Source organism: Rhodoblastus sp. 17X3, from assembly GCF_030056575.1.
Taxonomy (GTDB): Bacteria; Pseudomonadota; Alphaproteobacteria; order Rhizobiales; family Beijerinckiaceae; genus Rhodoblastus.
Genome location: NZ_JASHHX010000015.1, coordinates 40,946 through 54,047, shown reverse-complemented (window position 1 = coordinate 54,047; position 13,102 = coordinate 40,946). Strand labels below are relative to the sequence as shown.

The window sequence follows — 13,102 nt, the reverse complement described above, 5'->3', positions numbered from 1 at the left end:
AACCGCCGTCAGATCTTGGAGAGCGCCTTGCCGACGGCGGCCGATACGGCCGAGGCGGCCGCTCCCGGGCTGACCGTGGCGGACGGCGGCTCGTTGACCGCCGGCGCCGGGGCCTTGGCGTGGAAATCCGCGACCTGCTTTTTCGCCGCGCCCAGAGCGGCGGCGTCGAGCTGCGCGCCGACCTCGTCGCGCTTCCTGGCGGCGTCCTCGTCGCCCTGCTGGGCCGCGACGGCGAACCAGAGATAGCTCTGTCCGAGGTTTTGCGGCACGCCCATGCCCCGCGCATAGAGAATGGCGAGATTGAACTGGCTGTCGCGCACGCCATATTCTGCGGCGCGGCGGAACCAGTTGGCGGCGGCGGCGTAATCGGGCTTGCCATCCACGCCTTCGGCCAGGATCACGGCCAGATTGTGCATCGCGCGGACATTGCCCTGGTTGGCGGCTTTTTCATAATAATCGCGGGCCTTGGCCGGGTCGCGCGGCGCGCCCACGCCCTTTTCATAAATCGCGCCCAGGCGATATTGCGCCTGCGGCAGACCCTGGGCCGCCGCCCTTTCGAACCAGCCGACTGCGGCGCCCTTGTCCTGATTGACGCCGCGGCCCTCGGCAAGCCGGGCGCCGTAATCGAATTGCGCGGCCGGGTCGCCCTTTTCGGCCATGTCCTTGATGGCCACCGCCTGGGCGCCGGCCTGAATTGACGACAAGCTATTGGGACGCGCGCCAATGGCGCCGGTCGCGAGCGGATCCGGCAGGCCCGCGCTCTTGCCGATGTCGGAACCCTTGGCGCTCTTGGGCGCCAGAACCGAACTCGGCATGATGGGCGCGGAGTTGAGCGTCGCGGTCGGCATGGCGACAGGCGCGGCCGAGGACTGCGGTCCGGGCGCGGCGGGCGCGGGCGCGGCCGGGAAGGCGGTGGCGGGCGGCGCCGCGGATTCGGCAGGCTTGGCCGGCGACGCGTCAGCGGCGGGCGCAGGCGCCTGGGCCGGAGGCTGCGCAGCCGGCTGCACCTTATCGACGTGCGGCTCGGGGACGGCCTGCATCGGCGGCGTGGAATTGTCAAAAAGCCGATAGGCCTGATAGGCGCCAATGGACAGCACCGAAACCGCCGTGAACAGCAGCGCCGGCATCCGGCGGCTGCCGCCCTTGCCGCTGACCTTCAGCGGACGGACGAAACGGGCGGAGGCTTCCTCCGCGACGGAAGCGGAAGCGGGAGCGGGAGTGGGCGCGCCCGGACGCTGCTGCTTGTCGGCGTCGAATTTTTCCGCCGCCTCGGCCGCGACGCGCGCGGCGAGCGCGCGGCGGGCGACGTCGATGTAATTGCTCTGTGTCGGCTTGGCCTCGGCCTGCTCGGCGGCCTCGGCGCGCGCGCCCAATCCTAGAACCGCGTCTTCTGGCTCCATTTTATCCCGTTCGCGCAAGGCGAAGGCGCGGGAATGGACCTGACGCTCGCCCGGACGCCCGGCGCCCGGCTCCATCAGGAAATCATTGTCATGGACGTCCAGTTGCGGCCGTCCGTCCTGCGTCGGCGTGGCGGGCGCCCGCGCGGCCGCTTCGGCGGCGCCGCGCGCCTCGATGACGTCTTCCTCGATCATCGCCAGACGATCGACGACCTTTTCAAGCGTCTCATGCACCGCGGAAAGGGTTTGCTGGGCGCGTCGGTCCGAGGATTCGGTCTTTTCCCGCAGGTCCGCGATTTCGCGGGCGTTGCGATCCTCGCTCTCGGGATCGCGGGCGAGGTCGAGCCGCTCGGTGATCTGCTCGATGGCGCGCTGCAGCCGGCGGTCGGCTTCGGTGTCGCCATGTTCAAGCCGCTTGGAAATCTCGGCCATGCGGCGCTCGACCGATTCGAGCGCCTCCGCGCCGATCATCGGCGCGGGCCCGGCGTCGAGCTTTTCGGACAGCGCCCGCAGCAGCGATTCCAGTTCCGGCGCGTGGGCGCGCGTTTCGGCTTCGGCGTCGTCGATCCGCGAGGCCAGCGCGTGATGGACGAAATCGAGCCGCCGCGAAAAATCATCCAGACGTGAATCGTCGATGATCCCCGGCGCGGGCGCATGATCGAGCGCCGCTCGGTCGATCCGCGAGGCCAGCGCCTCGTGGACGACGTCAAGCCGGCGGGCAATATCGTCGAAACGCCCGTCGTCGGCGATGGGCGCCGGCGCGCGATCCTGCGCCACGCGGTCGATGCGCGAGGCCAGCGCCTCGTGCATCACCTCAAGCCGCCGCGAGATGTCGTCGAAACGCGCGTCGTCGACGGCGGGCTGCGGGGCGCGTTCGAAAGCCGCGCGGTCGATCCGCGTGGCGAGATCGTTCAGACGCGATTCAATCTCGCCCCAGGGTAAGGCGATTTGCGCCGCATTGGCTTCGCGGGTCTGGCGCGCGACGTCTTCGAGCCGCTCGCCCAGACCGGCGACCTGACGCTCCAGACGCTCGATCGGGGCCATTTTCTCCATGGCCTGCGCGATCATGGCGCGGATCTGCTCGGACTGGTCGAAAACCTGAAGGAAATCGGCGCGGTCGGCGCCGCCGGTCTGCCGCAATTGCTCGATCTTGCTCTCGACCTCCTGCAATTGATGCGAGACGCCCTCGAAATTGGCGGAGGCCCCGGCTTCTGCGAGCGCGCGCCGCACATCGCTGGCGAGGGATTCGATCGGGGCGAGCACGACCTCGCGCATGCCTTCGTCGCGCGAGCGTTCTATGCGCGCGGAAAGGGCGCGAACGGCGCTCTCAAGGGAGCTGACCTGGCTGCGCGGCGCGAGATCGGCGAGGGTCCGGCCCATCGCCGCCACCTGCTTGCCGAGCGCTTCGAGTTCGGCGGACGAGGTCGGCTCGGGACGGGCGCTCGCGGCGCGAAGCATCGCCTCGCGCGTGGCGTCCACGCGGTTGGCGAGGTCGCGCATCGCGTTTTCGAGACCGGAGACGGCGGCGCGCGGCGCGACGTCGCCGAGGCTGCGGCTCAGGACGGAAATGTCGCGGCGCAGTTCCGCCAGGCCCTTGACGCCGGCGTCGGAGGGCGCGGCCAGCGCCGCTTCGACGCGGCCCGAAAGATCGCGGGCCAAGGTCTCCAGGGCGGCGCGCGAATGGGCGCCGGCGGCGGTGAAATCCTTGCGCATGTCCTCGATGCGGCCGGACAAAGCCTGAATGCCATTCTGCAGCAGGTCGATCCGCGCTTTCTCCGCCACCGCCGGAACAGGCGGCGTGGTCTTGGCGGCGGCGAGGTCGAATTTGCGCGCGAGGGCTTCGAAACGCTCGTCGAGCATGGCGGTGAGCTGCGGCGACGGCGGGCGCGGCGCGCGCGAAACGGCGGAATCGAGGTCGCGCTGGCGCGCGGCGATTTCGGCGACGGCGTCATCGAGACCCCGGCGCGGCGGCGCGGCGACAGCGGGCGCGGGACGGTCGAGGCGCGTCAGCAGAGCGTCGAAACGCTTTTCCAGACGGGAGAATTGTTCCTCGCGCGCGGCGCTGGGCGGGCTGGCCTCGACCCTTTCGAGCTGAGACAGAATGGCGGCGAGCCGCGCGTCGAGCTGGCGCAGCGGAGCCTCGTCGGCGGTTTCCTCGTTGCGGCGGGACATTTCCTCGCTGCGGCGGGACATGGCCTCGATCCGCCCCTCAAGCCGCTCAAGCGCCCCCCGCAGGGGGCGATCGTCGGCGAAGCGGTCCCTCTTCGTCAGCCGCGTCTCGATTTCTCCAAGCCGGTCCTGAACCGAGGCGATCATCCCGTGCAGCGGCTTGATTTCCTGCTTCTCGTCACGCTTCAGCCTGCGCTCGATCTCGGCCAGCCGCTCGTCGAGCCGCATGTGCAGACGGTCGTCGGCTTTCGACGGAGCGCCCGCGCGCGCGGGCCGGGCCAGGGAGCCGCTGCTGTATTCTTCGGCGTCTTCATCGTCCGGAGCGGGCGCGGCGGCGGCGGAAGAGCGCGACGGGCGGACGTCTTCGGCCTCGGTGCGGGCGAAAAAGTCGCGCGGCGCCGGGCGCGGGGGCGTGCGTTCCGTCGAAGCGCGGCGGCGCGCGGCGCGGTCGCGCAGCAGGTCGTCGTCCCAATCGGTTTCTTCGTTTCGCGCGACGGCCGCGCGCTCGCGCTCCATCCGTTCGCGCTCCACCCGTTCGCGATCTTGGCGACGGGCGGGTTCGGCGCGGCGGCGCGGCGGCGCATCGCCCTCGGCTTCGCGGCTCAGGCGGGCGAGCTGGGCGGCGACCGCCTCCAGTCGCTCGTCGGCGTCAAATTCCTGCGCGCTGACGCCGATCTCGGCGGCGCGGTCGGCGATCGCCCTGTTCATCCATTCCCCCAGCGTGACCCCGTCGCGGCGCGCGGCCTCCTTGGCGGCTTCCCGCACGTCGAAATCAACGCCTTTGATGCTCCAGGGAACCGCTTTGCTCATCTTCAAGTCCCGGTTGATCCGCCGGATGAACGGCTTCATGCGACGGTCGGCCCGGCCGAGGCGCGAATCGGATGCGGCGAAGCGCGGCGGCCTTCGCGTTAACTTTCGTTTCTCTCGGTAAACAACCGGTTAATTCTGCCCAATTTTGAAACAATCTCGCGGCGCGGCCGCCAACCCCGATTGCAACCTGAGATTACCAAGGTTACAACTATTACGTGTGTTACGTCGTGATTCGCGCTATTTCAGGACTCTCCCATGAACGCCTCCGCCCAACGCCAGCAAACACTCCCGCAACCCAAAGCCGCTACAGCCGAATTGTTCACCATTGGCGAGCTTTCGCGGATATATGGCGTCACGCTGCGCGCCTTGCGCTTCTATGAACAGCGCGGTCTGCTGGCTCCGGTCCGCAGGGGCGCGGCCCGCTTCTATGATTCCACCCAGAAGGACCGCCTTCAGATGATCCTGAAGGGCAAGCATCTCGGCTTCACCCTCACGGAAATCTCCGATCTGCTGGACGCCGAGCCAGGCCGGCCCAAGGCGGACGAATTCGCCCTGGACGAGAAAATGGTGATCTCGCAACTGCGCCATCTGGAAGAGCGCCGCGCGGACCTCGAACAGGCGATCTGCGAATTGCGCGCCACGCATCAGCGCCTGACCGGCGCCGCGAGCTGAGCGCCCCGCCTTCACGGGCGGCCGCCATTTTCGGCGCCAGCCGAATAGTTCAAAAAATCGTCTCGGCCCGCCGCGCGCGGGCCTTTTTTTTGGCTATTCTGGCAAGATCGCGCGGCCCGGATTGGTTGGCCGCAAGACGCTTCCGGCGCGCCCGGGCGAAAAAGCGTCGCGCCCTCTTGCCTCGTCCTGCATAATAGTTTATATGTGAACTAATGGATGCGGCAATCAAGTCGCGCCACCATTTTTTCCTGGGAGAACGCCATGCCGAGCTTCAAGGCTCCCGTCGCCGATTCGCTTTTCCTGCTCAACGACGTGTTCCGCATGCACGAACACGGCAACCTCGCCGGATTTGCAGAGTCCTCGCCCGACATTGTCGCGGCGGTGCTGGAAGAAGCCGCCAAGCTCGCCGAAGAGCAATTGCAGCCGCTCAACCTGTCCGGCGACCAGGAAGGCTGCCGCCGCAACGACGACGGCTCCGTGACGGCGCCCAAGGGCTTCAAGGCGGCTTTCGACGCCTATGCCGGCGGCGGCTGGATCGGCCTCGCCTTTGATCCCGAATATGGCGGCCAGGGCCTGCCCTATGCGCTCTCTGCGGCGGTCGGCGAATATTTCATCGCCGCCAACATGGCTTTCTCGATGTATCCCGGCCTGACCGCGGGCGCCGTCGCCGCCCTTCTGACCCATGGCTCGGAAGAGCAGAAGCAGCTTTACGCTCCGAAAATGCTCGAAGGCCGCTGGACCGGCACCATGAATCTGACCGAGCCGCATTGCGGCACGGATCTCGGCCTGCTCAAGACCAAGGCGGCGCGGCGCGAGGACGGCAGCTTCGCCCTCACTGGCCAGAAAATCTTCATTTCCGCCGGCGAGCACGACCTTGCCGAAAACATCGTCCATCTGGTGCTCGCCCGCATCGAGGGCGCCCCCGCCGGCGTGAAGGGCATCTCGCTCTTCGTCGTGCCGAAATTCCTGCCCGACGCCGACGGAAATCCCGGCGCGAAAAACGCCGTTTCCTGCGGCTCGATCGAGCACAAGATGGGCATCCACGCCAATTCGACCTGCGTGATGAATTATGACGGCGCGGTCGGCTGGCTGGTCGGCGAGGAGAATCGCGGCCTCAACGCCATGTTCGTGATGATGAACGAGGCGCGCCTGATGGTCGGCCTGCAAGGTCAGGCGCAATCGGAAGTCGCCTATCAGAACGCCCTCGCCTACGCCCGCGACCGCCTGCAGGGCCGGGCCCTCACCGGCGCAAAAAATCCTGAAAAGCCCGCCGATCCGTTGATGGTTCATCCCGACATCCGCCGCACCCTTCTGGAAATCCGCGCCTTCAACGAAGCCGGCCGCGCGCTCGCCTATTGGGCCGCGTTGCAGAGCGACATCGCCCATCGCAGTCCGGACGCCAAGGCGCGGGAAAAGGCTTCCGACATGCTCGCTTTGCTCACCCCGGTGATCAAGGGCGTGCTGACCGACCGCGGCTTCGACAATTGCGTCAAGGCCCAGCAGGTGTTTGGCGGCCATGGCTATATCGTCGAATGGGGCATGGAGCAGTTCGTCCGCGACGCCCGCATCGCCATGATCTACGAAGGCGCCAATGGCATCCAGGCGCTCGATCTCGTCGGCCGCAAGCTGCCGGCCAATGGCGGCCGCGCGATCATGGCCCTGCTCGGCGAGATCGGCGCCTACGCCAAGGCGCATGACACGGATGAAAACCTCAAGCCCTTGCTCGCCCCCCTGAGCGCCAGCCTCGGCCATTTGCAGCAGGCGACGCTCTGGCTGATGCAGAACGCCATGGCCGCGCCCGACAACGCCGGCGCCGCCGCGACCGATTACATGCATCTGATGGGTCTGGTGATGTTCGGCTACATGTGGGCGCAGATGGCGCAGGCCGCCCATGCCGACGCCGACCCCGGCCGGGCCGATTTCATGAATGCGAAGAAGGCTTGCGCGGCGTTCTATGTCCAGCGCATCCTGCCGGAGACGGCCCTGCGCCTCGCCCGCATCACCAGCGGCGCCGCCAATGTGATGAGCCTGCCGGCCGACCTGTTCTGAGGCGGTCCGCCAGTTCAGGCGCAGAAGAAAAGATCATTCCAACGAGGAAACGTCATGACGGAAGCTTTCATTTATGACGCTGTTCGCACGCCGCGCGGGCGCGGAAAGCCTGACGGCGCGCTGCATGAGGTCTCGACCCTGGGCCTCGCGGTCAGCGCGCTGACTTCCCTGCGCGAACGCTCCCTGCCCGACCCCTCCGTCGTCGAGGACGTCATCCTCGGCTGCGTTGATCCGGTCGGCGAGGCCGGCGGCAATATCGGCCGCGCCGCGGCGCTCGCGGCGGGCTATGGCGACAAGGTTCCCGGCCTGCAGATCAACCGTTTCTGCGCCTCGGGCCTCGACGCCGTGAATTTCGCCGCCGCCCAGGTCATCTCGGGCCAGCAGCACGTCGCCGTGGCCGGCGGCGTCGAGGCCATGAGCCGTCTCGGGATCGGCGCCTCGGGCGGCGCCTGGCCGGTCGATCCGTCCATCGCTGTGCCGAGCTATTTCATGCCGCAGGGGGTCTCGGCCGATCTCATCGCCACCAAATATGGCTTTTCGCGCGAGGCCTGCGACGCCTACGCCGTCGAGAGCCAGAAGCGCGCGGCGCGCGCCTGGGACGAGGGACGCTTCAACAAATCGATCGCGCCGGTGAAGGATTGCAATGGCATAGCGCTGCTCGACCGCGACGAGCACATGCGGCCCAGCGCGGACATGCAGTCGCTCGGCGCGCTCAAGCCCTCCTTCCAGATGATGGGCGAACAGGGCGGTTTCGACGCCGTGGCGATCCAGGCCCATCCCGAGATCGAGCGCGTCAACCATGTCCACCACGCCGGCAATTCCTCCGGCGTCGTCGACGGCGCCTCGGCCGTGCTGATCGGCAACAAGGACGCCGCCGCCATGCTCGGCTGCAAGCCGCGCGGCAAGATCCGGGCCTTCGCCAATATCGGCTCGGAGCCGGCGCTGATGCTGACCGGCCCGGTGGACGTCACGCACAAATTGTTCGCCCGCAGCGGCTTGTCCTTCAAGGACATCGACCTCATCGAGATCAACGAGGCCTTCGCCGCTGTCGTGCTGCGCTATCTGCAGGCCTTCGACCTCGACCCCGAAAAGGTCAATCCGAACGGCGGCGCCATCGCGATGGGCCATCCGCTCGGCGCGACAGGCGCGATGATCCTCGGCGCCGCGCTCGACGAACTGGAGCGCACCGACAAGACGCTCGCCCTTGTCACACTCTGCATCGGCGCCGGCATGGGCACGGCGACCGTCATCGAACGCGTTTGACGCGAGCGACCGGCCCTCTCCATGAGGGCCGGTTAGGAGCGAATGCGACGCCGAGCTGATGCGCGGGACTTTTTGACCGCCATGCGGTCAAAAAAACATCTAGATTTCGGGGATAGAACGATGAACCTGACCCAATTCCGCCTTGAGAAAGACGCCGACGGCATCGCCCTCCTGACCTGGGACGCGCCTGGCAAGAGCATGAACCTCATCGACGCCACGATGATGAGCGAGCTGGAAGCCGCGCTCGACGCCACCACGGCGGACGCCGAAGTGAAGGGCGTCGTGATCGCCTCGGGCAAGGACAGCTTTTCCGGCGGGGCCGACCTGACCATGCTCGAAGCCTCGGGCCGCGCTTTTCGCGACGCCGCGAAGCGGGACGGAGCCGACAAGGCGATGCTGGCCTTTTTCGCCGCCATTTCCAACCTCTCGCGCATCTATCGCAGGATCGAAACCTGCGGAAAGCCGTGGGCGGCGGCGATCAACGGAACCTGCCTTGGCGGCGGCTTCGAGCTTGCGCTCGCCTGCCATCATCGCGTCATGGCCGATGACGACAAGACCCGCGTCGGCCTGCCGGAAATCAAGATCGGCCTGTTCCCCGGCGCCGGCGGCACCACCCGCGTCTCCCGCCTGATGCCGACGCCCGACGCGCTGCAGATGCTGCTCAAGGGCGACCAGATCAAGCCCGCCGCCGCCAAGGCCAAGAATCTCGTTCACGCCTTGGCGCCGCGCGCGGAAATCGTGCAGAAGGCCAAGGACTGGATCAAGGCCGGCGGCAAGGGCGTCGCGCCCTGGGACGTGCAAGGATGGAAGGCGCCTTCCGGGAAGATCTTCTCGCCGGGCGGCATGATGATCTGGCCGCCGGCCAACGCCATCTACCGCCGCGAAACCTTCGACAATTACCCGGCTGCGCGCGCCATCCTGCAAAGCGTCTATGACGGGCTGCAACTGCCGATGGACCTCGCCCTGCGCGTCGAGGCGCGCTGGTTCACCAAGATCATCCGCTCGCCGGAAGCGCAAGCGATGATCCGCACGCTGTTCGTGTCGATGGGCGAGCTGAACAAGGGTGCGCGCCGCCCCAGGAATGTTCCGCCTGTCGCCATCGAGAAAATTGGCGTGCTCGGCGCCGGCTTCATGGGCGCCGGCATCGCCTATGTCTCCGCGCTCGCGGGCATCGAGGTCGTGCTGATCGACCGCGACCAGGAATCCGCCGATAAGGGCAAGGGGCATGCCGACAAGCTGCTCTCGACCGCCGTCGCCAAGGGCCGCAGCACCGAAGCCAAGAAGGCCGAAGTGCTGGCGCGCATTGCGCCGACCGCCGATTATTCCGCGCTCAAGGGCGTCGACCTGATCGTCGAGGCGGTGTTCGAGGATCGCGCCGTCAAGGCCGAGGCCATTGGCAAGGCGCTGGCCGTGGTGGGGCCGGACGCGATCTTCGCCTCCAACACATCGACACTGCCCATCACCTCTCTCGCGGAAAATTGGCCGAAGCCCGAAAATTTCGTCGGCGTGCATTTCTTTTCGCCAGTCGACAAGATGCTGCTGGTCGAGACGATCCTGGGCGCCAGGACAGGCGACCGCGCCTTGGCCACGGCTCTGGACTTCATCCGCGCCATCAAGAAGACGCCGATCGTCGTCAACGACTCGCGCGGCTTCTTCGCCAATCGCTGCGTGCTGAACTATATCCGCGAAGGGCACCTGATGTTCATGGAGGGCGTCCCCGCCGCCATGATCGAGAATGTTGCGCGCATGGCGGGCATGCCGGTCGGCCCTTTGTCGCTCAACGACGAAGTGGCGCTCGACCTCGGCTGGAAAATCCTGCAGGCCGCCAAGAAGGATCTGGGGCCGGAGGCCGTCGATCCGGCGCAGGAGAAGTTGCTGGAGGAAATGGTCGTCAAGCTTGGCCGGTTCGGGCGCAAGAACGGCAAGGGATTCTATGATTATCCCGCCAGCGGGCCGAAGGTGCTTTGGCCGGGCCTCGCCGATCTCCAGCCTCGGAAGCTCGACCCCGACAGCCTCGACGTCGCCGAGCTGAAGCAGCGCTTGCTGGTGACGCAGGCCGTCGAGGCCGCGCGCACGGTCGAGGACGGCGTGGTGGTCGATCCGCGCGAGGCGGATGTCGGCTCAATCATCGGTTTCGGCTTCGCGCCTTTCACCGGCGGCGCGCTAAGCTATATCGACTTCATGGGAACCAAGGCTTTCGTCGCCCTGTGTGACAAGCTGGCCGCCAAATACGGCCCGCGTTTCGCCCCGCCAGCCCTACTGCGCGACATGGCGGCCAAGGGCGAGACCTTCTACGGCAGGTTCTCGGCAAAAAAAGACGCAGCCTGACGGCAGCGCTTCAATTGTGATAAGGAAAGAGGCGGCCTTGGGCCGCCTCTTTCGGCGAGAACCCCGATGGCCCGTCATCTGACCGTCTATTTCTCCCTGCTCAGCCCCTGGGCATATATCGGCCACGCCGAATTGCATGGCATCGCAGCCAAGCATGAGCTTCGGGTGGATTATCGTCCGGTGGCGCTCTCGCAGGTCTTTCCGGAATCCGGCGGCCTGCCACTGGCCAAGCGACACCCCGCGCGCCAGCGCTATCGCATTCTCGAATTGCAACGCTGGCGGGACAAGCGCGGCCTCGACTTCCACCTGCATCCGCAATTCTGGCCCTTCGATCCCGCCCCTGGCGACCGAATCGTCTGCGCCATGACTCTCGCGGGCGCCGATCCGCAGAAATTCATCGCCGCCGCCTTCGCCGCGACCTTCCAGCGCCAGCGCGATCTCGCCGATCCGAAAGTTCTGGCGGAAATCCTCGATGAAGCCGGCTACGATCCGCATTGGCTGCAACGCGGCGAGAGCGGCGAGGCCGAGACGAGCTATCAACGCAACCTCGCCCTGGCGCTGGAATCCGGCGTGTTCGGTTCGCCCTCCTATGTGCTGGACGGCGAGGTTTTCTGGGGGCAGGACCGGCTCGACCTGCTCGACGACGCCTTGACTTCCGGCCGCAAGCCCTTCAGCCCGGAGGCCTGACCCGGCAAAAAAGGCTTCCCCTTTGCTGCATTGCGCTATAGGAAGAGGCGGTTTTTGACAAAGAGGCGTTTTCGTGGCTTCAAAACGTATTTTGGTGACTGGCGCCGCAGGTTTCATCGGCTCCGCCGTGGCGCGGCGCATCATTCGCGAGACCCCGCATTCGCTTCTGGTCTTCGACAAATTGACCTATGCCGGAAATCTCGCATCGCTCGCACCGATTTCGAACGATCCCCGCTATCAGTTTCTGCGCGGCGATATTTGCGACGCCAAGGCGGTTCGCGAAGCCTTCGAATCCTTCCGCCCCGACTGGGTGATGCATCTCGCCGCTGAAAGCCATGTCGACCGCTCGATCGATGGCCCCGGCGAATTTATCCAGACCAATGTCGTCGGCACCTATGTCATGCTGCAGGAGGCGCTGCATTATTGGCGTAGCCTGACGGCGGACGAGGCCGAGGCCTTCCGCTTCCACCATATTTCCACCGATGAAGTGTTCGGCTCGCTCGGCGAGGACGGCCTGTTCCGTGAAGACACGCCCTATGCCCCGAATTCGCCCTATTCAGCCTCGAAGGCGGGCTCGGACCATCTGGTGCGCGCCTGGACCCACACTTATGGCCTGCCGACGGTGGCGACCAATTGCTCGAATAATTACGGGCCCTATCATTTCCCCGAGAAGCTCATCCCGCTGATCATCCTCAACGCGCTGGAAGGCAAGCCCCTTCCCGTCTATGGGGCGGGCGAGAACATCCGCGACTGGCTGTACGTCGAGGATCACGCCGACGCCCTGCTCACCGTGGTCGAAAGGGGCCGGATCGGCGAGAGCTACAATATCGGCGGAGTCAACGAGCGGAAAAACATCGACGTCGTCCACGCCATTTGCGACCTGATGGACGAACTCGCGCCAGATTCCGCCATCGGCCCGCGTCGCGATCTCATCACCTTCGTCACCGACCGTCCCGGCCACGACCTGCGCTACGCCATCGATTGCTCTAAAATCGACCGCGAACTGGGCTGGCGGCCGAGCGAAACCTTCGAGACCGGGCTGCGCAAGACAGTGCAATGGTATCTCGACAACCGCTCGTGGTGGGGCGACATCCGCTCCGGCCGCTATCGCGGCGAAAGGCTCGGCACGCTGGCCAGCTAAGCGAAAGGCGCCCAATGAGTACGTTATTGGTCGAAGCGACCGCAATCTCCGACGTCAAGATCATCACCCCGAAGAAATTCGGCGATCATCGCGGCTTCTTCTCCGAGGTGTACAACCGCAAGGCCTTCACCGAGGCCGGCATCGCGCTTGAATTCATCCAGGACAATCATTCGCTCTCGGCCCAGGTCGGCACCCTGCGCGGACTGCATTTCCAGTCCGCGCCCTTCGCCCAGGACAAGCTGGTGCGCGTCACCCGCGGCCGTATTCTCGACGTGGCGGTGGACCTGCGTAAAAGCTCGCCGACCTATGGCCAGCATGTCGCGGTCGAGCTTTCGGCGGAAAACTGGCGCCAGTTGCTGATCCCGATCGGCTTCGCCCATGGCTTTGTCACACTCGAGCCGGACACCGAAGTCATCTACAAGGTCACCAATTATTATTCGGCGGCCAATGATCTCGGCCTCGCGTGGGATGATCCCGACCTCGGCATCGCCTGGCCGGTCCCGCCCGGCGGCGTGACCCTGTCCGACAAGGACAAGAAGCATCCGCGCCTGCGCGACCTCCCCGAGATCTTCCCGTGAGCCGCGCG

Annotated in this window: 8 protein-coding genes; 7 read left to right on the top strand and 1 reads right to left on the bottom strand. The window is 66.3% G+C overall.

Annotated features, from left to right (window positions below; genetic code table 11):
- Positions 1–8: 8 nt before the first annotated feature.
- Complete coding sequence (locus QM467_RS14115) at positions 9–4,376, bottom strand: hypothetical protein (RefSeq protein ID WP_283366976.1); 4,368 nt, start codon at positions 4,374–4,376, stop codon at positions 9–11.
- Between the two features lie 255 nt (positions 4,377–4,631).
- Here QM467_RS14115 and QM467_RS14110 point away from each other — a divergent pair, with 255 nt between their 5' ends.
- The 7 genes from QM467_RS14110 (at position 4,632) to rfbC (ending at position 13,094) form a co-directional block, all read left to right on the top strand.
- The gene (locus tag QM467_RS14110; RefSeq protein WP_283366975.1) at positions 4,632–5,048 is read left to right on the top strand and encodes a MerR family transcriptional regulator; all 417 of its coding nucleotides are present in this window, start codon (positions 4,632–4,634) and stop codon (positions 5,046–5,048) included.
- Between the two features lie 261 nt (positions 5,049–5,309).
- Positions 5,310–7,097: an acyl-CoA dehydrogenase C-terminal domain-containing protein gene (locus QM467_RS14105; protein ID WP_283366974.1), complete on the top strand. Its 1,788-nt coding sequence runs from the start codon at positions 5,310–5,312 to the stop codon at positions 7,095–7,097.
- Positions 7,098–7,151: 54 nt separating this feature from the next.
- Positions 7,152–8,360 (top strand): acetyl-CoA C-acetyltransferase, encoded by a 1,209-nt coding sequence (locus QM467_RS14100; RefSeq protein ID WP_283366973.1) that lies wholly within the window; start codon positions 7,152–7,154, stop codon positions 8,358–8,360.
- A gap of 120 nt (positions 8,361–8,480) precedes the next feature.
- Positions 8,481–10,688, top strand: a complete 2,208-nt coding sequence (locus QM467_RS14095; RefSeq protein ID WP_283366972.1) for a 3-hydroxyacyl-CoA dehydrogenase NAD-binding domain-containing protein — start codon at positions 8,481–8,483, stop codon at positions 10,686–10,688.
- A gap of 66 nt (positions 10,689–10,754) precedes the next feature.
- Complete coding sequence (locus tag QM467_RS14090) at positions 10,755–11,375, top strand: 2-hydroxychromene-2-carboxylate isomerase (protein ID WP_283366971.1); 621 nt, start codon at positions 10,755–10,757, stop codon at positions 11,373–11,375.
- 73 nt (positions 11,376–11,448) lie between these two features.
- Positions 11,449–12,516 carry a dTDP-glucose 4,6-dehydratase gene (rfbB, locus tag QM467_RS14085; protein ID WP_283366970.1) on the top strand — a complete coding sequence of 356 codons (1,068 nt, stop codon included), beginning with the start codon at positions 11,449–11,451 and terminating at the stop codon, positions 12,514–12,516.
- A 14-nt stretch (positions 12,517–12,530) separates the two neighbouring features.
- Positions 12,531–13,094 (top strand): dTDP-4-dehydrorhamnose 3,5-epimerase, encoded by a 564-nt coding sequence (rfbC, locus tag QM467_RS14080; RefSeq protein ID WP_283366969.1) that lies wholly within the window; start codon positions 12,531–12,533, stop codon positions 13,092–13,094.
- The last annotated feature ends 8 nt before the right edge of the window (positions 13,095–13,102 follow it).

Bases quoted from the DNA above. Each gene is read 5' to 3' on its own strand.
- QM467_RS14115 (WP_283366976.1), bottom strand. From the start codon at position 4,376: ATGAGCAAAGCGGTTCCCTGGAGCATCAAAGGCGTTGATTTCGACGTG.
- QM467_RS14110 (WP_283366975.1), top strand. From the start codon at position 4,632: ATGAACGCCTCCGCCCAACGCCAGCAAACACTCCCGCAACCCAAAGCC.
- QM467_RS14105 (WP_283366974.1), top strand. From the start codon at position 5,310: ATGCCGAGCTTCAAGGCTCCCGTCGCCGATTCGCTTTTCCTGCTCAAC.
- QM467_RS14100 (WP_283366973.1), top strand. From the start codon at position 7,152: ATGACGGAAGCTTTCATTTATGACGCTGTTCGCACGCCGCGCGGGCGC.
- QM467_RS14095 (WP_283366972.1), top strand. From the start codon at position 8,481: ATGAACCTGACCCAATTCCGCCTTGAGAAAGACGCCGACGGCATCGCC.
- QM467_RS14090 (WP_283366971.1), top strand. From the start codon at position 10,755: ATGGCCCGTCATCTGACCGTCTATTTCTCCCTGCTCAGCCCCTGGGCA.
- rfbC (WP_283366969.1), top strand. From the start codon at position 12,531: ATGAGTACGTTATTGGTCGAAGCGACCGCAATCTCCGACGTCAAGATC.